A 22,020-nucleotide genomic window follows, 5' to 3' on the forward strand; every position below is an offset into this window, starting at 1 on the left:
AGGATAATTTCGGGATAGAAAGACGGATAACCTCTGGATAAGAATACTTAAAAAAAAGTAATTAGCTATTAATTACTTTGTCCGGTAAATGCGAGAAGTGGTCTGAATGTGCATTGGTATTGCTGCGATAGTTACGGGGAAGAAGTTATCCACATTTGTTTGACTAGTTAATCGATAATTCCATGGGCAGAAGAGAGGCCTCTTTAGCAAAACAAAGTCATCTGTTGCTGTTGGCGGCTTATTTATTTACCCTTTCCTTAGCCGTTGTGTTTGTGAATTGGGAAGCTACACCTTATAATCCCGGATATGCCTGTATTCAAACCGTTGAAGTATTTTGCATTCTACTGTTCACATTCGTTTTAAGTGATTATCCCGCACGAAACTTTATCAAACATGGTCTTTTCCAACTTTTGTTTCGCTTGTTGGTTCTTTTCGGCGCGTCGGTGCTAATCATTCGGTTGAATATTGAGTTTACACCCTACAACGTCGAGTTTGTTTTGTTTAGGGCTTTAAAAGTCTTCGCAACGCTTTCGCTGGCGATGATTATCCGCTTGGTTTTTATCCGGTATCAAATGAAGCGGTAAACTATTTTATCATCTCTAGTGCATCTGCAACTTCTTCTACCGGAAGTTGACATGCCTGATTGACACAGACATATATCCTTGTTTTATCTTCTTCCAATCGGTTTTTCAGAAGCGGCAATTCGCTACGTTCGTTTCCCAAACAAATGACTGTATTGGGCAGATAATGCTGATTAATTTCATCAGAGTGTTTAATTGCGTCTGGTCCAGAAATCGCTATTTCGTAATAGGGATTAGCCAGGTTGAGAAGTAGTCTTCCCCAGTTGGCAAACGCTCCCGGTATTTTCGTAAACAGCTTTTGATGTTGGAGCGCCATACGTGAAGCTGTGTCGATCCACTCTCTGTTTTCGAGCAAATGCCCCAAACGGAACAGCACATGCGCCATCACCGAATTGGCTGCCGGAATTACGTTGTCATACGTTTCATACGAATTGGTGACAAAAGCCTGTTCTCCGCCCGGAGAATAGTAGAAAAGGTTGGCGTTTTCGTTATAGAATTTGTTGAAACTGGTTTGAGTAAGCTGCTCTGCTCGTGTCAGCCAAATCGAATCGCCGGTCACTTCGAACAGCGAAATACTTGCTTCCGCCAGCATGGCGTAGTCATCCAGAAAACCATCAATGTTGCTGGTGCCGTTCTTATAATTCCGTAGTAGATTTCCTTCCGGCGAAAGCTGGTTTGTGAATAGGAATTCGCCGTTTTGCAAAGCGAGTTTTAGAAATTCCTTTTCTCCGAATGCCCGGTAAGCTTTGACCAGCCCGGATATCATCAGCGCATTCCAGGAAGTTAGTGTTTTATCGTCCAATCCCGGTCGTTCGCGTTGGCTTCTGGCTTCCACAAGCTTCGATTTCCAATTCTTTATTTTATCCTGTAAAACAGATAATTCAATATTCTTTTCCTTCGTAAATAGCTCATCACTTTCCGTCCGGAAAAGAATATAATTTCCATCCTCCCAATGACCTGTTTTATTGACATTGTAGTAGTCGGAAAAGAGCATGAAATCGTCTCCGATAATCTGCTTTAGTCCCTCTTTCGACCAAATATAATACCGGCCCTCCTCTCCTTCGCTGTCGGCATCGAGTGCCGAATAAAATGCCCCTTCCGGTGAAGTCATTTCGCGGCTGACAAATTCTACAGACTCGTAAACCACCTGCCGGTACAACTCTTTCCCCGTTTTTTGAAAAGCTTCGGCATATACGCCTATCAATTGCGCATTATCGTACAGCATTTTTTCGAAATGGGGTACCTTCCAGATTTCGTCTACCGAATAGCGGGCAAAACCTCCTCCTACCTGGTCGTAAATTCCACCAAACGCCATTTTTTGCAAAGTGTTTTCGAACTGGCGAAGAACTTCTTCGTTTCGCAACAGATGAGAAGCCTGCAACTGAAAGCTAAGGTTAACCGGCATCGGGAATTTGGGTGCTCCTTTGCTCCCTCCGTATTCGTGGTCAATATCGTCGACAACGTTTTTCAGGACCGCACTCCATTCTTTTTTCGTGAACGTTTCTTTGTCTGACGGTTCTGAAGCCAGCGACGTCTGAATAATGCCCTGATTGAGTTGCTCGGCGTATTCAACTGTTTTCTGCCGGTTATCGCGATAAAATCCAGCAATAGTATTGAGGTAGTGCGTCCATTGTTCTTTCGGGAAGTAGGTGCCTCCCCAAATGGGACGTCCATCGGGAAGAGCGATACAGTTTAACGGCCAACCTCCTTGCCGCGTTAGCAACTGAACAGCTGTCATGTAGATCTTATCAATGTCAGGACGTTCTTCCCTGTCTACCTTGATGCATACATAGTTACGGTTCATCAATTCCGCGACTTCGGTGTCTTCGAAACTTTCGTGCTCCATCACATGGCACCAGTGGCAAGCTGAATAACCAATGCTAATCAGGAGCAGCTTGTTTTCCGATTTGGCTTTTTCCAACGCTTTATCACCCCACGGATACCAGTCAACCGGATTGTGAGCATGTTGTAGCAGATATGGACTGGTTTCATTGATGAGTTCGTTGCTGAATTCAGGTTGGCTTGAATCGGTTTTCATTTTCCTCCTCCACTAAGTTTTTTTACATCGCCGTTTTTATCAAACGAAATGGCGGTTAATAAGTTTATTTTTTCCGAAGGCAAAAAGGCATAATACCCCAATTGGTATGGCATCATACTTGCATTATCCTTTACCATTTTGTAAAATTGTTAGTCTGTAACCTGAGTAACTGGATGAGCTAATGAAAATGGTTGATGTGCTTGAGCGGATGGAAGAATCCATTCACCAAGCTAGTACAGGAGCGCCCGATGAATTTGCAAGACGTTTGGGGATTTCCACCCGCACGCTTTATAATTATTTGCATTTTCTTCGTGACAGAGGAGCACCAATAGAATATAGCCGTGTCCGGGAAACCTATTATTATAAATATCCCGGAAAAATGATGATCAAGTTTGAGCCCGAATAACGGGCTTTTTTCGTTTGTTAAAAATCGTTAAAGTTTATAAAATCCAGATTACTGCAACTGACTTGCAGTGTACTGACCTATATTTGCGATGGCCGGATACCCGGTTTGTGTGATAGTAAGTATTAAATTTTTTCTTTTGAGTTTAGGTGGTTATCTGCCCTGTTTCCCGGGGCAGTTAACTTTATTCTTTTTCCGAAAGCACGTATTGGTATAAATCGACAAGGAATCAGGTCAGAATTGAGCTGATGCCGGAATACCAGCGGAAAGAGAATTGAGAGAAAAGTGTGTGAGCTATCTAAGATATTATCATCATAGATGATTGTATTGATTAGGTAGTCGTAAAGCCAAAGCGGGGAAGAGTGGTTGCTTCCCCGCTTGTTACTTTTACCAAAAGGCCAACAGCAACTCCAAAAGAAAAAATCGAAATCATACCGTCAGCTATCTAATTCATTATCTATTTCAGAATCTTCTCAATTTCATTCAGTTCAGATTCACTAAATGACAGATTCTTCAACGCCGATAGATTGTTCTGCAGCTGTTTTACCGAACTGGAACCAATCAGTACGGAAGTTGTTCTTGGGTCACGCAGTAACCAGGCTATAGCCATCTGTGCCAACGACTGGCCGCGTTGCTCTGCCAGTTGGTTTAGTTTTCTCACTTTTTCCAATGCCGGTTCTACCGCATCTTTTTGCAAGAATCCCCACGATTTAGCTGCACGGGAATCTTCCGGTATACCGTGAAGATAGCGATCGGTTAAAAGTCCCTGGGCTAATGGAGAAAAGGCGATCAAACCGATTCCTTCTTCTTCCAGTGTATCAGTGAGCCCATCTTCAACCCAACGTTCGAACATGGAATACTTTGCCTGGTGAATCAGGCAGGGCGTTCCCAGTTCCTCCAGAATCCGGGATGCTTCTTTGGTGGCTTCTTTTGGGTAATTGGAGATGCCGGCATACAATGCTTTTCCTGAACGAACGGCATAATCGAGTGCGCCCATAGTTTCTTCCAGCGGTGTTTCCGGGTCGAAGCGGTGCGAATAGAAAATATCGACGTAGTCCAAATCCATCCGTTTCAGGCTTTGATCCAAACTGGAGAGAACATATTTGCGCGATCCCCATTCCCCGTAAGGGCCATCCCACATCAGGTAACCGGCTTTGGTTGAAATAATCAGTTCATCCCGATAGGGCATGAAATCTTTTTTCATGATGACTCCGAAGTTCTCTTCGGCTGAGCCGGGAGGAGGGCCATAATTGTTGGCCAAATCGAAGTGTGTTACACCGTGGTCGAAAGCGTAGCGCAACATGGCGCGGCCGTTTTCCATCACGTCTACTCCGCCGAAGTTGTGCCAAAGTCCCAGCGATATAGCAGGAAGTTTCAGTCCACTTCGTCCGCAACGGTTGTACGGAATTTTGCTGTCGTATCGATCGGATGCCGGTAAATAGTTCATTTCATTTTTGTTTTGCGATTAGTTGGTTAAAGGTATAAAGAACTGCGCTAAAATTGCAAGACGTCAAGTGGACAGTAAACCAGAGCATGTTATGGATTTCGTTGTGGCTTTTGGTTGGATGCAAAAGATGAGGAAAGCCCGGATTGAATGGTTTTAACTGTTCCGGTAACTCCCTTTGATTTTCGTATTTTAGCCTAAATTTTCGAAGATATGGGAAAACAAAACTGGAAACCGGGAAACATGGTTTATCCGTTGCCGGCTGCCTTGGTCAGCTGCGGACATACCCCGGAAGAATACAACCTGATTACGATTGCCTGGACCGGAACCATCTGTTCCGATCCGCCCATGTGTTACATCTCGGTTCGCCCGGGAAGACATTCCTACGATATCATCAAACGTACCGGCGAATTTGTTATTAACCTGACGACGGAAGAAATGGCCAATGTGACTGACTGGTGCGGTGTGCGCTCGGGCCGTGATTACGACAAGTTCAAAGAGACCGGATTAACGCCTGCCGAGGCATCGGTGGTCAAATGTCCGATTGTTGAGGAAGCGCCGGTGAGCATCGAGTGCCGGGTGACCGAAATCAAACCACTTGGCAGCCACGACATGTTTATGGCAGAAGTGGTGAACGTGATTGCTGACGATCGGTATATCGACCCGGAAACTAATGCGTTCAGCCTGATTCGCTCCAAACCGATTGCTTACTCGCATGGTCATTATTACTCACTAGGGAAAGAAGTAGGACGGTTTGGCTACAGCGTGATGAAGCCGAAAACGAAAAAACGCCTGGCCCGGCAGAAGGGAAAATCAGGCGGCGGGAAGAAGTAATTCTCAGAAAAATCTTTCATTTAAACTATTCCCTAGTCCTTCTGTTACTATGAAATTGCATCCGGTTAATGATTTTTAATCAGGATGTTTGGTTGTTCATGTAATAAAAAAGACGTTATGAAGACTTAAAAGGAAAAATAATAATAACCAGAGTAACTAACCATTTTTAATCATGAAGAAAACAATTGTATTGTCGATGATGATCCTATTTAGCATAGCTTCTTCGCAGGGAGCTTCCGAAGGAACGGAAAGCAATCCGCTGTTAATGAAGTGGAATACACCGCACGAAACGGCACCTTTCAATTTAATCAAAACCGAAGATTTTGTCCCGGCTATCGATGTCGCACTCGCTGAAGCGCGCAAAGACGTTGATGCGATTATCAATAATCCGGAGCCGGCAACTTTTCAGAATACCATTGAAGCACTCGAGGTTTCCGGCGAGCAACTCGACCGGGTAACTGGTGTGCTCTTCAATCTGAATTCGGCTGAAACCAACAAAGAGTTGCAGGCAGTAGCCCGCGAAGTTTCACCAAAACTGTCGGAGTTTGGCAACTATGTTTCGCTGAACGAAGATTTGTTCAAGCGCGTAAAGGCGGTTTACGATAAACGCGAATCGCTTGATTTGACGCCTGAGCAAGCCAAGTTGCTGGAGAATTCCTACAAAGGTTTTGTTCGCCGCGGAGCCAACCTTCAGGGGGAAGCCAAAAAGCGGTATGCGGAAATCACTACGGAGCTGGCTCAGCTTTCGCTGAAATTTGGTGAAAACGTGCTGGAGGAAACCAACGCATTTGAGCTGCTGATTACTGACGAAAAGGACCTTTCCGGTCTTCCGGAAGCGGTTCGTGAGGCGGCGCAACAGCTGGCGAAGTCGAAAGGCAAGGAAGGCTGGATGTTCAACCTTCAATATCCAAGTTACCTGCCGTTTATGAAGTATGCCGACAACCGCGAACTGCGGGAGAAAATGTACCGGGCCTATACTTCGCGTGCCTTTAAAGACAACGAGTACAACAATGAAGAGATCATTCACAAGATTGTGAATCTCCGTCTGGAGAAAGCCAATTTGCTCGGCTTTAAAAGCCATGCCGACTATGTGCTTTCAGAGCGAATGGCTGAGACTCCCGAGAAGGTGAATAGTTTCCTGGAAGAGTTGCACGAAGCATCGAAACCTTATGCCGAGAAGGAATTTAAGGAAGTGACCGACTTCGCGAAAGCGAATGGACTGAAAGGCGACTTGCAACGTTGGGACTGGGCTTATTATTCCGAAAAATTGAAGGCCGAAAAATATGGCTTCGACGAAGAGGAAGTGAAGCCCTACTTCCAGTTGGAAAAAGTGCGTGAAGGAGTTTTCGAACTGGCGCACCGTCTGTACGGATTAAACTTTAAAGAGAATAAAGACATCCAGGTTTACCATCCGGATGTGACAGCTTATGATGTGTTCAACGCGGACGGTTCATTCCTGTCGGTGTTGTACCTCGATTTCTTCCCGCGGGAAGGGAAGCGCGGCGGTGCCTGGATGAACGACTTCCGTGCGCAAAGCAATATCAATGGTAAAATGGAACGCCCGATCATCACGGTCGTGACCAACTTTACCAAGCCAACGGAAACCAAGCCGTCGTTGCTGACATTTGACGAAGTGGAGACCTTCCTGCACGAATTTGGTCACTCGCTGCACGGCATGCTGGCTAATACGGTTTATCCAAGCATGTCAGGAACCGGCGTGTACCGCGATTTCGTGGAACTGCCTTCGCAGATCATGGAGAACTGGGCGACCGAGAAGGAGTGGCTCGACTTGTTTGCCGTTCATTACAAAACCGGTGAGAAGATTCCGGCCGAACTGGTTGATAAACTCATCAAAGCCCGCAATTTCCAGTCGGGATACCTGAGCGAGCGCCAGTTGAGTTTTGGAATGGACGACATGGCCTGGCACTCGATTACCAAACCGGTCACCGAAGACGTGATTTCGTTCGAGCGTCGGGTGATGGACAAAACAGAATTGTTCCCTCATGTGGACGGTAGTTGCTTTAACACTGCTTTCTCGCACATTTTTGCAGGAGGTTACGCGGCCGGTTACTACGGTTACAAGTGGGCCGAAGTACTCGATGCCGATGCTTTCTCGATGTTCAAAAAGAACGGTATTTTCGATAAAGCTACTGCTGAGTCGTTCCGCAAGAATATTTTGGAAAAAGGAGGAACGCAGCACCCAATGGAACTGTACAAAGCTTTCCGCGGACAGGAGCCAACGGTTGATGCATTGCTGGAAAGAAGTGGATTGAAAGAGTAAGCACTCTGCACCATAAATGAAAAGGACATCCTAAACCGGGATGCCCTTTTTTTCTGATTGATAAACTTATGTGCAGGTTTATAAAAGTCAGACAAACAGATTGACATTCGACTGCTCGGCTTCTTCGAGGTAGTTGGCCACTCCGCCGATGTTTACGTTGTTGAGGAGTTCCTCTTGCGTTACGCCCATGATGTCCATGCTCATCTGGCAGGCAATCATGTTCACCCCCATCTCAGCTGCTTTGTCAATCATCCGCTCCAGCGCATCCACGTTCTTGGCTTTCATGCGCTGCCGCATCATTTTCGAGCCGATGCCGCCCATGTTCATGTTCGACAGCTTCAGTTTTTTCGCATTGCCCGGCATCATCTTACCAAACATCTGTCCCATGAAATCTTTCTTTACCCTGGGCTTGTCTTGTTTCTTAATCACGTTCAATCCCCAGAAGGTAAAGAACATGGTTACTTTTTTGCCCATGGACGCGGCGCCGTTGGCAATAACGAAAGAAGCCAGCGCTTTGTCGAGGTCGTCGCTGAAAACAATGAGCGTTTTGTTTCCGCCCTGATTCATCACCTTCACTCCCTCTGCCGGTTCGGCTTTTTCAATGATAGCCCTGATTTCGCCATTTTCACGCGAACGCGCTACCAGGCGGTTTCCGGTGACATTACACCACGATTCTACATCTTTGTAGAAGCCGGCATCGGTAGCCAGCACACGCATACGCTCGCCCGGCTGTATTTTTTCGATGTCTTCTTTTAACTTCAGAATCGGGCCCGGGCACTGCAGTCCGCAGGCGTCCACCTCCATGGTTTTCACATTGAAATGCGTTTTGGCACTTTCGGTGTATTCACTTTCGTGGATGTAAACGTCTTCGTGGTAATTAATGGGATTGGATTGCCCGGCAATGGCATCCTTGCATACTTTCAATCCACCCGAAAGGTTGTAGACCTCTTTAAATCCTTTTTGACGAAGAATACGGGCAGCTACATAACCACGCAATCCAACGCCGCAATAGATGTATATTTTTTTGTCTTTCGGAATACGGTCGAGGTTATCCCGGAGGCTGTCTACTTCGATGTTGGTTGCATCATCGAGGTGATCCAGTTCAAATTCATCGGGAGTGCGCACATCCAACACGAATGTATTTTCCTTTTCTCGTGAGTGAAATTTGTACGGCGATAGCGGTTTGAACAATCCCTTAATGATGTTCTCGGCATTGAAGCCAGCCTGGTTGACCGGGTCTTTCGCTGAGCTGAAAGGTGGTGCATAGGCGTGCTCGAGCTCTTGCAGATCGTAAATGTCACCACCATTTTTGATAACAGCTGCCAGCATGTCGAGGCGTTTATCGACGCCTTTGTAGCCGACAATTTGCCCACCGTACAACTTCCCGGTTTCGGGATGGAACGAGATTTTCAACACCATTTGCATAGCGCCGGGATAGTAACCAGCGTGCGATCCGGCATTCACGATAGTGGACTGGTAAGGCAAACCGGCTGCTTCCAGCGCCTTGTCGCTTAAACCGGTGATGCCGGCGGTTTTGTCGAACACCTTGGCAATGGCTGTCCCGATCGAACCACGGTACTTTCGTACGTTGCCATACACCATGTTGTCGGCCAAAATACGTCCCTGTTTGTTCGCCGGTCCGGCCAGGAATGCCAGTGAAGGCTTTCCGGTAACGGGATGCGGGAACTCAATGCCGTCACCAACTGCGTAAATGTCTTTGACGGAGGTTTCGAGATATTCGTTAACGATAATTCCGCCGCGTTCACCGGTTTCGATGCCGGCCTTTTGCGCCAGACGCGTATCGGGCTTCACGCCAATGGAGAGAATGATGAAATCGGCTTTCAGCTTCTTCCCACTACTCAGGCTCACTTTAAGCTGGTGGCCATCGGGAGCAAATTCCTGCACCGCATCTTTCAGGTAAAGCGCTACTTCCATCTCTTTGAAATGCTGATGCAACTGGGCCGCCATTTCGGGGTCCATCATGTTCATCACCTGCTCAGCAGCTTCCACCACCGTCACTTTCACGCCCCGGCGGTGCAGGTTTTCGGCCATTTCCAACCCGATGAATCCGGCGCCGATAACGATAGCAGAATGGGGCTCATTGTCATCGACGAAAGCTTTAATGCGGTCGGTGTCCTGCACATTCCGTAAGGTGAAGATATTGGGTGAATCGATGCCCGGAATAGGCGGCCTCACCGGCGATGCACCGGGCGACAGTACCAGTTTATCGTATGTCTCGTAATATGTTTCGCCGGTTTGGGAATTGTATATTTTTACTTTTTTGCTGGCTGCATCGATGTCTTTCACTTCGGTGTGAATACGCACATCGATGTTGAAGCGGTTGCCGAAACTTTCCGGCGTTTGCACCAACAGTTTGTCGCGTTCTTTAATCACGCCTCCGATGTAATAAGGCAATCCGCAGTTTGCATACGAAATATGCGGCCCTTTCTCACACATGATGATTTCGGCGTCTTCGTCCACTCTCCTGAGCCGGGCTGCTGTGGTGGCACCACCGGCTACTCCTCCTACAATGATGTATTTCATGCTCATTTCTCAATCAACTCCTCTCACTGTCTGCAGAACAGACCGTATTATACCTATTCAAATTGAAATATTGCTTTTTCTTACAGGTTGGACGGCTGGCTCTATTGTTTCGGTTTAGGGCCGCAAATATATAAAAATGGAGGTGTCTGGATATGTAGATGATGAGATTATAAGGAATCCTTAACCTTCTGCATGTCCTCTTAAAACAGGGATAACATAGTATTTGAGATTGTTCGGGCTAAACAAAATGATAAAGTCTACCGGGCGGTAGTGGCTTCGGTATGAATAGCCTGAAGAAGGGATGTGGCGGCTCCCGGTGCAACATCCTGCGTTAGTTCCCACGCCATAATTCCTGCATAGCTTTTGTCGATAAGATAGCGGGTCTTCAGTGCCAGCAAATCAGGGCCATTGTATGAGTAGTCGCCGGCCTTGTTCATGTTCACGCCGGGCTGATACCGGGCAACAATTTGGCGGTAGGTGAGTGCCGATGGCTCATCGGTGGAGGCTCCGGGCACCCGTCGTCCGTAAAACGGCACACCGCCTATGAGTTTCGATTTGGGAACACCTGCTTCGCTGAATGTTGTGAGTGCATCGACAAATTGATTGGCAGTGGCCTGGTTGCCGCTGTTGTCAAACGAGTCGTAAATCATCAGGTTGAGGAAATCGGCGTAATTGGCTATCGCGACGGAGCGCTGTACATTGTAAGTAGTTGCCGCCACCGAGAACATCAGCTTCTGATTGTGCAGGGATGCTGACAGATCCGAGCAGAGTGCTTCGTAGTCCTGCTGTGGAATCGATTGAGGGTAGTCTTCCCAGTCGAGGTCCACTCCGGCGAGCTTTTCGCTTACGCAGAAGTTGGTGATATCGGCTACATACTGCGCTCTTTTTTCGGCGGAAGCCGCCATCGGGAAAATGGTTTCTGATTCGTACCAACCGCCCAGCACCAGGAAGAGCTCGATATGCTGACTGCCAATGGCCGATTTGACCTCACGGATGTGCGCTGTCATTTCCGGAGAAATGGTGAAGCTGCCTGATTGGTCGGGTGCTACCGAGAAGAAATAGACGCGTGACAGTAAATTCAGTGCGTCGAAATCGAAGCTGCTGAAGCTGTAATCGGGCAAATAGCCGGCGATGATGATCGGGCTTTCAACGGTTGTGGGTTGAGGTGGTGTTACCGGGCTGTCGTCCTTTTGGCACGAAGCAAGGATAAACATCAGCGGAAGCATCGAAACCAGCCACTTCAGTTGAAATCGGAACAGGTTGTTTTTCATTTATTGGTCAGGTATATGCCTGGAAAAGCATGGTACGGTGCCGAAGATAGTCATCTGCGGCATGACTGGCAAAACTTTTCAAATGTGGAAAGAGTCAGAAAGAAGGCAGGGCTTAACGACGGAGCCGGGTGGTCGTACCGGACAGATCAGATTGGCTGAAACAACCGGTTTTACTGGTTGGAACAACTCCGTTCGTCGTTGGAAGATGTCAGCGGTTGGTTGGAACTACTCCGCTACCCGTTGGAACTACTGCGACAGGTGTTGGAACTACTCCGTCATGCATTGGACGAAGTCAGCGGGTCGTTGGAACTACTAATGCAGCCGTTGGAACCACTTTCCGGTAGGTTGGACGAACCCGGAGAGGTGTTGGAAGTACTTCCCCGGTCGTTGGAATTACTCCGGCATGCGTTGGAGGAACCTAGCGGTCAGTTGGAACTACTCCGGCATGCATTGGGCGAACAGGAAGGCGAGCGGAAACCACATGCCGGGTAACGGAAACATGTACCGACGAAGCGGAACGTACTCCGGGCCTAACGGAAAATACTTGCTAACTGCCGGAAAGTCAGTTTCTGCTGCCGGAATAGCAGTCGCGGACAGCGGAAACATCTCCGGTGGTAACAGAAACTATCCGGGGCACAGCGGAATGATGATCACGAGCGGCGGAAACATGATGGCCGGCACCGGAATGAACAAGACGGTGGGCGGAAACGACTCGGCGATTGGAGGAATGAATTGGAAGGTCAACGGAACGGACTACTGGTACGACGGAATATCGTTAAACGGGAGCATAATCATGGATCGTGGTCAAAATTTCTAACCCGGGGAACTCCCTGTTGGGTCAATTTCATCCCAAACGGGTATGATTTGCGTTGCTTCGTGTTATTATATACCCGTACGGGTATATTTTTGTGTCGAAACCATTATTTTATACCCGAACAGGTATAATTGACCAGAATAATGTTATTTTTATACCCGAACAGGTATATTATGGATAGTAAGAAGGTACATCAGTTTGTTAAAGAGAAACGAAAGGCTTTGGGTTTAACCCAGGAAGAACTTTCGTTTAAAGCCGGCGTCGGACTGCGGTTTATCCGTGAGATCGAGCAGGGCAAACCAACTTTGCAAATGAACAAAGTAAATCAGGTGCTTAAACTTTTCGGGTACGAACTGGGCCCGGTTCCTGTCGACAGAAATGATTTGACCCATGAAGGAAGCTAACGTTTATATGCACAATCAGTGTCAGGAGCTGGTATGGACTCCCGGGGTATTTCCCCTCTTCCTCATGAAAGTCCGGCGATTATGCTGATTATTTTATAAATTTGCCCTTCAGAAAAAATCCGGAAGGAATGCTAGATAAGATCGAACAACTGAAGAAAGAGATTGAAGCCGTGGCGGCTCAATCGGCTGAGGAAGTAGAACAATTGCGTATTAAATACCTCAGCAAAAAAGGAGAGGTTTCAAAACTTTTTGCTGAATTCCGGGATGTTCCGGCTGAGCAAAAACGCGAAGTTGGACAGGCCATTAATACCCTCAGGGATTTTGCCCAGGAGCGTTTGGACGTGTTGCGCAGCGGTTTGCAGGAGCAGAAGGATAGTGTAGCCGGTATCGATTTTACCCTTCCGGGAGAATCGATGAAACTGGGTACCCGTCACCCGCTTTCCATCGTACGGAATGAGATTCTCGATATCTTCAAGCGGTTGGGTTTCGTGGTAACGGAAGGACCGGAAATTGAAGATGACTGGCATGTTTTCTCGGCGTTGAACTTTCCGGAAGAACACCCGGCCCGCGATATGCAGGATACATTCTTTATTCAGCGTAATCCGGATATTTTGCTGCGTACGCATACTTCTTCGGTGCAGGTGCACGACATGGAAGAGATGGAGCCACCGATTCGTACGGTCACTCCGGGGCGCGTTTTCCGGAACGAAGCCATTTCGGCCCGGGCACATTGTATGTTCCACCAGATTGAGGGATTGTATATCGATGAGAATGTTTCGTTTGCCGACCTGAAACAGACCCTGCTTTACTTTGCACAGGAACTTTTCGGCGAGGAAACAAAAATCCGGATGCGTCCGTCGTACTTCCCGTTCACCGAGCCGTCGGCTGAGATGGATGTTTCGTGCTCTATTTGTGGCGGCGAAGGATGTAACGTTTGTAAGCACACCGGCTGGCTGGAAATTCTCGGTTGCGGTATGGTCGATCCCAATGTATTGGAATCATCGGGCATTGATAGCAACAAGTACACCGGTTTTGCCTTCGGAATGGGAATCGAGCGCATCGCCATGTTGAAATACGGTATCAACGACTTGCGCCTCTATTTCGAGAATGACGTGCGCTTCCTGAATCAATTCAAATCAGCTCACTAAGAGTTTACTTCATATTATATAAGAAAGGCTGCCTTTATCGGGCAGCCTTTTGTTTTGCATGAAATAGGTCTATAAGTTTTTCATGGTTTCTTTGGCAAGAGCGAAAGCTTTTTCCGGTGTTACTTTGCCCGATGCGCCCACCAGGTAATTCCCTTTCCACAGTAGGTAAATAGTACCGTTAAACGGATCGTCGATGGTGTATTCTCCCTCTTCTGTTTTGATGGATTCAGCCTGACTGAACTCCTGGTATTTCTTCATGGTTTCGGCTGCAGCATCCCGATCTTTTTTATGCATAATAAAAAGCGTGAAATCGCCTTCACTGCCGGTGTATTTTGCCCTGAAGGCCGAGCCCATCATGCTTAATCCCATGAAATTGGTAGAGACATACTGCTGTGAATGCGGTACCATGCTTTCTTGCGGAAAAGCAGCATACTGAGCCGGCAGCTTCGGGGCTTCACACAAAGTGGGAGCCAGTTGCTGAGCCACTTTTGTCAGAAGAGTTTCCCCGGCATTTTCTACATGGTATGTATTCATCTTCACGTAGTATTTTCCGGTTGTGAAATTCAGCGTGGCATCGTCGTAATAACCTTCGAGACCGATGGATTTTGTATCGGCAGATGGCGGACGTTCCATGCTGTAAATTCCGTACGCATGAACCGGGTCGTGCTGGTCGTAAATTTCGATGGTCAGCTCGGCATCTCCCTTTTTGTATTCGGCAACGTACAGTTTTTCGAACGCGTAGCTGAAGTAAAACTCCGAAGCACCGTCGATGCGTTCGAATAGGTTGTCGCGGTTGTAGGTTTTCACTTCACCGTCCTGTTGCCATCCCTCAATCTTTGGGAATTTGACATCTTCAGCGAAAGCAAAAACCGGCAGCAGCAGAATGAGCAGAATCAATGGTTTTTTGAACATGAACATTTGGGTTTAAAAATTCCGGGAACAATTCAAAAATCATCCCCGGATAGTGAAGGTTAATTAATTGATTGATTATATCAGAAACTCGCCCGGAATATTCCGGATTCGGGCGATATCGGCTACCCGTTCACCAACATTCAGACCGTTGGGACAGGTAACGGTGCATTCATCACAATTGGCGCATGGATTTTCGGGTAATGAAAGTGCAGCTACTGTTTCGTATGCTTTTGCCGGATAACTGTAGCCGTAATTGTACATGTACGATCGCATCAGGTCGGGTATGGGCAGATTTTCCGGACACTGCCCGTTACAGCTTTGACAACCTTGGCAATACAATCCTACTTCGTTGGAAGCCAGTTGCAGGTCGCTCATTTCTTTTGCGTCCAGGTTGATATCAGAAGCAACCGACCAGTTTTCCATCAGCATCTCGTAGGTGGTGAAGCCGGGGATACAGGTATGAACATCCGGATTGGTGAGCGCCCATTTTAACGCCGCTTTGCAGTTCACCGGTTTTTGTTTTTCCCGGTCGAGGAAACCTCCGGCCATGTTTTTCATTCCAATAATACCTAAGCCTGCTTCATTGGCTTTTCTTAACGCTTTGTGAAGCTCTTCATCTTTCGCCAGGCGGAAGTTATAAGAAGTCAAAACAACTTCGTAAATCTTGCTGTCTACGGCTGCATTGATGACTTCAGCCATGTTGGAATGTGTGGTTACGCCCAGATGTTTTGCTTTGCCCTCTGCTTTGGCTTGTTTGAGTGCTGCCAGGTAACGCGGATCGAGTGTATAGTCTTTGTCGTTGGCGGCATGCAGATAGAGAATATCGACATGATCCATTTGCAGCCTTTTTAGACTAATGTCCAGCATTTCCATGAATTTCTCAGTGGAAATCCCCCCACCGTCTGGGTGGATTTTCGTGGAAACGATAAATGAATCGCGTGGTTTGTCTTTGAAAAACTCACCAACCATCTCTTCATTGCGACCACCCTGATAGCCGTGTGCCGTATCGAAATGTTTGATTCCTATTTGGTAGGCGGCTTTCAGAATGTTGGGATTGTCAGCGCGCATAACGCCCATACTGACAATGGGAAGTTCGATACCGGTATTACCCAGTTTCCGGGTAATGATTTTCTTGTCGGCTTTCGATGAAGCCCTCGCATTTTCGGGAGTGAAAGCAACGGCAGTTGTTAATCCAGCCGTAGCAGCAGCCCCCAGCCGCAAAAAATGACGGCGGTCAAGTTTAGCTTCTGACATGTTGTTAATTGTTTAGTTGGTTTTTCAGTTTCAATGTTTAAAAATGCAACCAATCAGTCGGTTGCAAGCAATGTAGGAATTTGTAAATATCCATATCATCCGTTGCACTGTTCGGAATAACCTCACAGGGAGTCTTCCTCTTTAATTATTTAATTCACAAGATAATCTGAAGCGTCCAGAAACAAAAGAAGCGTAGGATTCAATGATGAAATGAAATTGCTTACAGGAGAGTATAGTGGTTGAAATTACTGGTTGTTGAATCTTATTTAGAAAGGGAAAAAATTTGGGTAGAGTTTTCAAAAATAAAAAAAGCACCTTCCCCGGAAGGAAGATGCTTCAACGATAAAAACTAACTAAACCAAACTAAACTATTTTACAAATATCTGGTAGCCCCACGGTTTTAGTTTAAAGATGCCGTTGAGCGTACGTTCCTGTCCGGTGAAGGCTTCCTTGAAAGTTCCTTCCGGAATGGAGCCGGTAATTTCGAATGACACCGCTTCCGGTGATAGGTTGAATACCGATACTACCTCGTTGCCGTTGTTCTTACGTGAGAAGGTTAATACTTTCGGCATTGCTGAGTTCTGCAGGTTCTCAAAGTCACCGCCCGAGTTTCCGTTCCACAGCGCATTGTTGTCTTTCTTCAGCTGAACCAGCTTATGGAAGAAATTACTCATCGACAGATCGCTCCAATCGATTTGGTCTTTCTCGAAGAATGAGAGGCGCTTGTTCAAACCGGCTTCCTGGCCACTGTAAATCAACGGTATTCCCGGAACAACAAAAGTGAGTGCCGAGAATGTTTTCACTGCATCGCCCAGACGCTCGTATGCAGTACCGTTCCAAGAGTTTTCATCGTGGTTGGTGGTAAACATCATCGGGTACGAACCTTGCGGGTAAGCAGCGTATGTTTTCTCGAAGTAGTTGACGATATCAGCCGAGGTTTTTTTCCCTTTGTAAATCTCATTCATGATGTGAAGGAAGGGCCAGCCATAATTGGCATTGAATGCCTTTTTCAATAGGTTCATGTTGTCAGCATCTTCCGCCAGCATGTACACCGGTTTGATGGCATCCAGTTCGGCGCGCGCCTGGTTCCAGAAATCGACCGGAACGCTACCGGCAACGTCGCAGCGGTAACCATCGATGTTGGCTTCTTTTACCCAGTATTTCATAGCGTCGATCATGGCCGCGCGCATGTTGGGATTGTTGTAGTTTAAATCAGCAACATCGGTCCAGTCGGGAACCGGAGAAATGATGTGACCCAGCGAATCCTGCGTGTACCAGTCCGGATGTTCGGTAATCCATTTGTTGTCCCATCCGGTGTGATTAGCCACCCAGTCGAGTAACACGTGAAAGCCCATTTCATGCGCTTTGTCTACCAGTTGCTTGAAATCTGCCAGGTTACCGAATTCAGGATTAACTCCCTTGTAATCTGCGATAGCATAATACGACCCCAGCGTACCTTTTCGGTTCTTTTCGCTAATCGGGTAAATCGGCATAATCCAGAGAATGTCTACGCCCAGTTTTTTCAGACGGGGAAGACTTTTTTCAAAGGCGGCGAAGGTTCCCTCTTTGGTGTACTGACGAATATTCACTTCGTAAATGGTCGCGTCGCGGGACCAATCTGGAAAGATGGCTTCTGCCTTGCCCGGACCGGCAACCTCTTTTTCATTAGCTTTTTTCTCGGCCTTCTTTTTCGACGTGCCGTTGCAAGCCGTAAAAAACATGCCAGCCATCAGGGCCAATACCAATAAGTTTCTTAATCTAAGCATCACTTTCTGTTTTAGAATAACGATTAATTCAGTTGTATGGTCACCTCATCACTCATCTTCCACGGGAAGCGAATAACGAGATTCTTTTCTTTCATTTGGGCAGAATAGGCTGTTCCCTCAGCGTTTTCGTTCAGCGGGATTTGAACATTGTCAACCTGAACGGTTTGTATGCCTTCTGCATGGTGAACAACCAGTTTCATCTCCCGGTTTTCCGGTGCACCGGAATAATGTCCTCCATCACGCGTGAAGCGAAATGTCATGCCATTTTTGTTTGACTGTTGTGTAAAGTGCAGCAATTCATACTCGCCTTTTTTGTAGGCATTTCGCGTATGACCGTCGTCGTCGTACATGGTGTACTCAGCCTGTTTTACTTCCGGCGAATGGTAATAATCAACCGTTAGTTTCTGGCTTGAATACTGGGCGGTGGAATAGAATACCGGTACTGACGGAATGAAACTTCCGGCTTTGACAAATACGGGAATCGTCGAGTCGTTCAGGTTAAAGTGAACCCAGCCATTGCCGTCGTATTCCTTTCCGCTGAAGTAATCGAACCATGTTCCGCGCGGCAACAAAATGTCGTTCGATTTTACTCCTGCATTTAACACCGGTGAAACAAGAAAGGCATCACCCCAATAGTACAGGTCGTTGTTGGACCAGTATTTTTTCGGATAAGCCGATTTATAGAAAACGGGGGAGGCCAGAGGTTCTCCTGTTACGCTCTGTTGCCACGCCAGGGTATAATTGTAGGGCATCAACCGGTAGCGCAGTTTGATGAGGTTGCGCACGATGTGTTGTGTCGAATCGGAATAATAAATCGGTTCGGGCGGCGCCGTTCCCGAGTGCGGTCGGAAAATGGGGTTGAATACGCCAAACTGCAGCCAGCGGCGATACAATGCTTCGTCCTTTTTCCCGATGCTGAAACCACCCAAATCGGAGCTGGCATAAGGAATCTGGCACATGCTCATGCCCAGCATGATGGGAACCTGCGCTTTCAGTCCTGCCCATGAGTGCCCTACGTCTCCCGACCAAGGGAAACTGGAATAACGCTGTGAGCCGGCAAATCCGGCGCGGTTGAGATGGAATAACCGAACATCCGGATAGTTGGCTGCGTATTTGTCGTGTAGCATTTTGCTCCACACAAGACCAAACGCATTCTTTACATCGTTGGCCTTTCCGTTAATAAATACCAGGTTGGATGGCAATGTTTCGGGTTCGCCCAAATCGCCCCACCAGCCTGAAACCCCAATCTTGATTTGCTTGTTGTATTTCTTCCAGAACCAATCCTGTGCTACCGGGTCGAACATATCAATCAGGCCAGCTTTTCCGAAGTAAAAGTTCTTAATGATACCGGTTTTGCCATTTTGGTCATCGGCCAGGATGCCTAAACTATCGGCTTCCGGAAAGTTTTTCGATGACTGCAGAATGTACGGCTCGGTAATTAAAATGGTGTGAACGCCTTTCTTCTTGAAATCGGCGATCATTTTCTTCGGTGTCGGCCAGTTCTTCCTGAACCAGTCAAGGTCGCCCATGCGCCAGTCTTTTTCGCCCTGCCCAAACCAATAGAGGTCGAGGATGATTCCGTCGAGCGGATAACCAGCTTGTTGCATGCTGTCAACAACATCGCGCGCTTGTTTCTCCGTTTGGTAACCAAAGCGTGACTGCAGGTTGCCGAGTGCCCAACGTGGGGGCATCGGTTGCGTTCCGGTTAAATGAGCCAGCGAATGATGAAGGTTTTCGAAGGTTTTTCCCGCCAGGAAATAATAAACCAATTGTCCACCTGTTGCTCCCAGTTCCATGGTGCCGGCATTTGTCTTACCTAAGTCAGCATAACCAATGGATGGATTGTCGAACAGAATGCCGTATTCGTTGGAGGACACAAAATAAGGAACCGAGAAATTCAGATTCTCTTCACCCCAGCCGTAACCGTAGTGTGCTTCGTTGTTGAGGTGTAAGCGATATCCTCGTCGATTCATGGAAATGGCCCGCTCTCCGCCACCGAAAATCATTTCCCTTGGCTGTAAACGGAAGCGAAAACCAGCCGTGTCCTGTTTCGAAAAAGTGGCTTTTTGAACGGCAATGGTATCGGTTGTTCCTCTGCGGATGAAAGCTATCTGAAGCGGATTTTTCCGGACCGAAATCTGAAGCGAAGACAGGTTCATGGTAACCGAATTCTTGTCTTCCCTGACCGTTACACCTGTCGTGTCAGGATGAGCAACAACTGCATACGATGGCGGCAACTCCCCGTTTTCGGTCAATGCAACCCGAACCATTTCCGGGCCGAAAGGCGTTAATGTAAGGAGGCCTTCGTCCGTTTTTATTTGTAGTTGTCCGTTAGCGTAAACCGACGAGCTGTATTGAGGATTTAAAAAAGAATTCTCCCCTGCCATGAGGGGAGAAATCAAAGCTAACTGTAAAAATAAAACCGCAAGTTGTTTTACATACTTCACTGCGATATGTTTTAGTCTTGTTTACTTCTTTAGTTCAATTATCATAGGCGACATGGCCGGAACCGTAATGGTCGACAAGTCGGTAATGTTATCACCACTAATCACGTCGTGTCCACTGGTAAATCCTTTCATGATTTCAGCAAAACGAGCTGTCGACAATGATTTGCCTTCGGTATTCTTGTTCAGAATGACCATTACAGTGCCTTTGTCGTTGTAACGGAAATAGACATAAATGTTGTCATGCGGAATGAAGTGCATTAGCTTGCCATGTTCCACAATATCATTCGATTTCCGCCAGTTGAGTAATTTTTTGACAAACTCCTGTGCGGTCTTTTGTTGTGCGGTCAATCCTTCGCCAGTAAAGGCATTTACTTTATCGCCGGCCCATCCGCCCGGGAAATCTTTCCGTTTGAAGCCGTCACCTTCACCGTTGGCACCACCGGTACTCAGGATTTCTGTTCCGTAGTAAATCTGCGGAATGCCGCGGGTGGTTAAAATGTAAGCCATTCCCAATTTAAACTTGCCGGGCTTTTCACCGATGCTCGAGAAGAAACGTTCGGTGTCGTGGTTGTCGGCAAAAACCACGAGGTTATCCGGGTCCGGGTACAAAAAGTCCATGGCCAGTGTCCCGTAAAGCGGCATCCAGCTGTTGCCGGTAAGCGACTTGGTGAGTGCATCCTGGATGGGGAAATCCATCAGGCTGGGAAGGCATGATTTGTAACCGTTCGGATTTTTCTTGCCCCGCTGCCAGTAGGAAACGATAGCGGGTGAAGTGTCCCATTCTTCTCCGACGATATTGAAATTTGGATATTCTTTCAGGATGCGGCAAGTCCATCGTGCCATCATGTGCATATCGGGAAAAGAATAGGTATCCATGCGGATGCCGCTTAGTCCGGCATATTCAATCCACCAGATGGAATTTTCAATCAGGTAATTGGCCACATAAGGGTTTTTCTGATTCAAATCGGGCATCGAAGGTACGAACCAGCCGTCGTACATCTGGTTGTAATCTTCCTTCGATACGTGCGGGTCCTGAGCCACGGTTTTCTGGAAGTTGCACAGTTCAAAATCCGGATAACCGTTGAGCCAGTCTTTCATCGGCATATCTTTCATCCACCAGTGGGCCGAACCAATGTGGTTGAACACCATATCCATGATAAGACCAATCCCTTTAGCTTTTGCTTCCGCCGAAAGCTCTGCATATTCCTTATTGGTTCCCATGCGCGGGTCGACCTTGTAAAAATCGGTGGTTGAGTAACCATGGTAGGAATATTTGGGCTGATTATTTTCCAGTACGGGGTTTAACCAGATTTGCGTGTATCCCTGTTTGGAAATGTAATTAAGGTGATCGATTACCCCCTGGATGTCGCCTCCGTGACGGCCATTCGGATCGCTCCGGTCTGCCTTTTCCAGCATTCCATCCATCGAGTCATTCGACGGATTACCATTGGCAAAACGGTCGGGCATAATCAGGTAGATTACGTCGCTGTCAGAAAAACCTTTTCGCTGTGCGGAACCCTTTTTTCGGGCTTCCAGTTGATAGGTGTACTTCTGAATCGTCTTTCCTTTCTGCGTGAAGAGGATGTCAAACGAGCCTGCTTTCACGGTATCGGCCAGCACCAGGTCGATGAAAAGGTAGTTGGGATTTTCCACGGAAGTGACCCCTTCTACCCGGACACCCGGATAATCGATTTTTACTTTCGTATCCGAGATGTTTTGTCCGTGCACCATTAATTGCAGGTGCGGATCTTTCATTCCGACCCACCAGTTCGGTGGTTCAACCCGGTCGAGTTTGGGTTTGACTGCCGCCTGCGTTGCTAACGACGTCAGCAACATCAGGGCGATTAACGCTAATAAATTTCTATACCTTGACATTGTT

At 47.3% G+C, this 22,020-nt stretch carries 19 protein-coding genes; 9 read left to right on the forward strand and 10 right to left on the reverse strand.

All coding sequences use genetic code 11. The features are described 5' to 3' along the window. The first annotated feature begins 182 nt into the window (after window positions 1–182). Window positions 183–584, forward strand: a complete 402-nt coding sequence (locus GJU87_RS18485; protein WP_153640826.1) for a hypothetical protein — start codon at window positions 183–185, stop codon at window positions 582–584. A 1-nt stretch (window position 585) separates the two neighbouring features. On the opposite strand, the gene GJU87_RS18490 is transcribed toward GJU87_RS18485, so the two are convergent. Next, window positions 586–2,619 carry a thioredoxin domain-containing protein gene (locus GJU87_RS18490; protein ID WP_153640827.1) on the reverse strand — a complete coding sequence of 678 codons (2,034 nt, stop codon included), beginning with the start codon at window positions 2,617–2,619 and terminating at the stop codon, window positions 586–588. After that, complete coding sequence (locus GJU87_RS18495; RefSeq protein ID WP_153640828.1) at window positions 2,616–2,756, reverse strand: hypothetical protein; 141 nt, start codon at window positions 2,754–2,756, stop codon at window positions 2,616–2,618. The genes GJU87_RS18490 and GJU87_RS18495 overlap by 4 nt, the downstream gene beginning before the upstream one ends. Before the next feature lie 44 nt (window positions 2,757–2,800). On the opposite strand from GJU87_RS18495, the gene GJU87_RS18500 reads away from it, so the two are divergent. After that, on the forward strand, window positions 2,801–3,025 hold the full coding sequence (locus tag GJU87_RS18500; protein ID WP_106541015.1) for an HTH domain-containing protein: 225 nt from the start codon (window positions 2,801–2,803) through the stop codon (window positions 3,023–3,025). Window positions 3,026–3,479: 454 nt separating this feature from the next. Here GJU87_RS18500 and mgrA read toward each other — a convergent pair whose 3' ends face one another. Then, on the reverse strand, window positions 3,480–4,469 hold the full coding sequence (gene mgrA, locus GJU87_RS18505) for an L-glyceraldehyde 3-phosphate reductase (RefSeq protein WP_153640829.1): 990 nt from the start codon (window positions 4,467–4,469) through the stop codon (window positions 3,480–3,482). 210 nt (window positions 4,470–4,679) lie between these two features. Here mgrA and GJU87_RS18510 point away from each other — a divergent pair, with 210 nt between their 5' ends. Together GJU87_RS18510 and GJU87_RS18515 are read left to right on the forward strand one after the other, a co-directional pair. Further along, window positions 4,680–5,300: a flavin reductase family protein gene (locus tag GJU87_RS18510; protein ID WP_153640830.1), complete on the forward strand. Its 621-nt coding sequence runs from the start codon at window positions 4,680–4,682 to the stop codon at window positions 5,298–5,300. A 172-nt stretch (window positions 5,301–5,472) separates the two neighbouring features. Further along, the gene (locus GJU87_RS18515; protein WP_153640831.1) at window positions 5,473–7,581 is read left to right on the forward strand and encodes a M3 family metallopeptidase; all 2,109 of its coding nucleotides are present in this window, start codon (window positions 5,473–5,475) and stop codon (window positions 7,579–7,581) included. An 87-nt stretch (window positions 7,582–7,668) separates the two neighbouring features. Here GJU87_RS18515 and GJU87_RS18520 read toward each other — a convergent pair whose 3' ends face one another. Further along, the gene (locus GJU87_RS18520; RefSeq protein ID WP_153640832.1) at window positions 7,669–10,125 is read right to left on the reverse strand and encodes an FAD-dependent oxidoreductase; all 2,457 of its coding nucleotides are present in this window, start codon (window positions 10,123–10,125) and stop codon (window positions 7,669–7,671) included. Between the two features lie 257 nt (window positions 10,126–10,382). Further along, entirely contained in the window at window positions 10,383–11,396 is a 1,014-nt protein-coding gene (locus tag GJU87_RS18525; RefSeq protein WP_153640833.1) for a glycoside hydrolase family 18 protein, read from the reverse strand. Between the two features lie 15 nt (window positions 11,397–11,411). Between GJU87_RS18525 and GJU87_RS18530 the strand changes: the two genes are divergently transcribed. The 5 genes from GJU87_RS18530 (at window position 11,412) to pheS (ending at window position 13,762) form a co-directional block, all read left to right on the forward strand. After that, window positions 11,412–11,555: a hypothetical protein gene (locus tag GJU87_RS18530; protein ID WP_153640834.1), complete on the forward strand. Its 144-nt coding sequence runs from the start codon at window positions 11,412–11,414 to the stop codon at window positions 11,553–11,555. 18 nt (window positions 11,556–11,573) lie between these two features. Then, on the forward strand, window positions 11,574–11,888 hold the full coding sequence (locus GJU87_RS18535) for a hypothetical protein (RefSeq protein ID WP_153640835.1): 315 nt from the start codon (window positions 11,574–11,576) through the stop codon (window positions 11,886–11,888). Between the two features lie 7 nt (window positions 11,889–11,895). Beyond that, complete coding sequence (locus tag GJU87_RS18540; protein WP_153640836.1) at window positions 11,896–12,213, forward strand: hypothetical protein; 318 nt, start codon at window positions 11,896–11,898, stop codon at window positions 12,211–12,213. A gap of 170 nt (window positions 12,214–12,383) precedes the next feature. Then, window positions 12,384–12,614 carry a helix-turn-helix transcriptional regulator gene (locus GJU87_RS18545; RefSeq protein WP_153632596.1) on the forward strand — a complete coding sequence of 77 codons (231 nt, stop codon included), beginning with the start codon at window positions 12,384–12,386 and terminating at the stop codon, window positions 12,612–12,614. 128 nt (window positions 12,615–12,742) lie between these two features. After that, window positions 12,743–13,762, forward strand: coding sequence for a phenylalanine--tRNA ligase subunit alpha (gene pheS / locus GJU87_RS18550; RefSeq protein ID WP_153640837.1), 1,020 nt, complete (start codon window positions 12,743–12,745; stop codon window positions 13,760–13,762). A gap of 69 nt (window positions 13,763–13,831) precedes the next feature. Here the strand turns inward: pheS and GJU87_RS18555 are convergent, their stop codons facing one another. From GJU87_RS18555 to GJU87_RS18575, 5 genes are all read right to left on the reverse strand, one after another. Then, entirely contained in the window at window positions 13,832–14,674 is an 843-nt protein-coding gene (locus GJU87_RS18555) for a DUF6599 family protein (protein WP_153640838.1), read from the reverse strand. Window positions 14,675–14,749: 75 nt separating this feature from the next. Then, the gene (locus GJU87_RS18560) at window positions 14,750–15,928 is read right to left on the reverse strand and encodes an aldo/keto reductase (RefSeq protein ID WP_153640839.1); all 1,179 of its coding nucleotides are present in this window, start codon (window positions 15,926–15,928) and stop codon (window positions 14,750–14,752) included. Window positions 15,929–16,296: 368 nt separating this feature from the next. Further along, window positions 16,297–17,694, reverse strand: a complete 1,398-nt coding sequence (locus GJU87_RS18565) for an alpha-amylase family glycosyl hydrolase (protein ID WP_228492053.1) — start codon at window positions 17,692–17,694, stop codon at window positions 16,297–16,299. Window positions 17,695–17,717: 23 nt separating this feature from the next. Then, entirely contained in the window at window positions 17,718–20,081 is a 2,364-nt protein-coding gene (locus tag GJU87_RS18570) for a TIM-barrel domain-containing protein (protein ID WP_153640840.1), read from the reverse strand. Between the two features lie 81 nt (window positions 20,082–20,162). After that, window positions 20,163–22,016, reverse strand: a complete 1,854-nt coding sequence (locus GJU87_RS18575) for a glycoside hydrolase family 13 protein (protein WP_153640841.1) — start codon at window positions 22,014–22,016, stop codon at window positions 20,163–20,165. Window positions 22,017–22,020: the final 4 nt, after the last annotated feature.

This window comes from Prolixibacter sp. NT017, assembly GCF_009617875.1.
GTDB lineage: Bacteria > Bacteroidota > Bacteroidia > Bacteroidales > Prolixibacteraceae > Prolixibacter.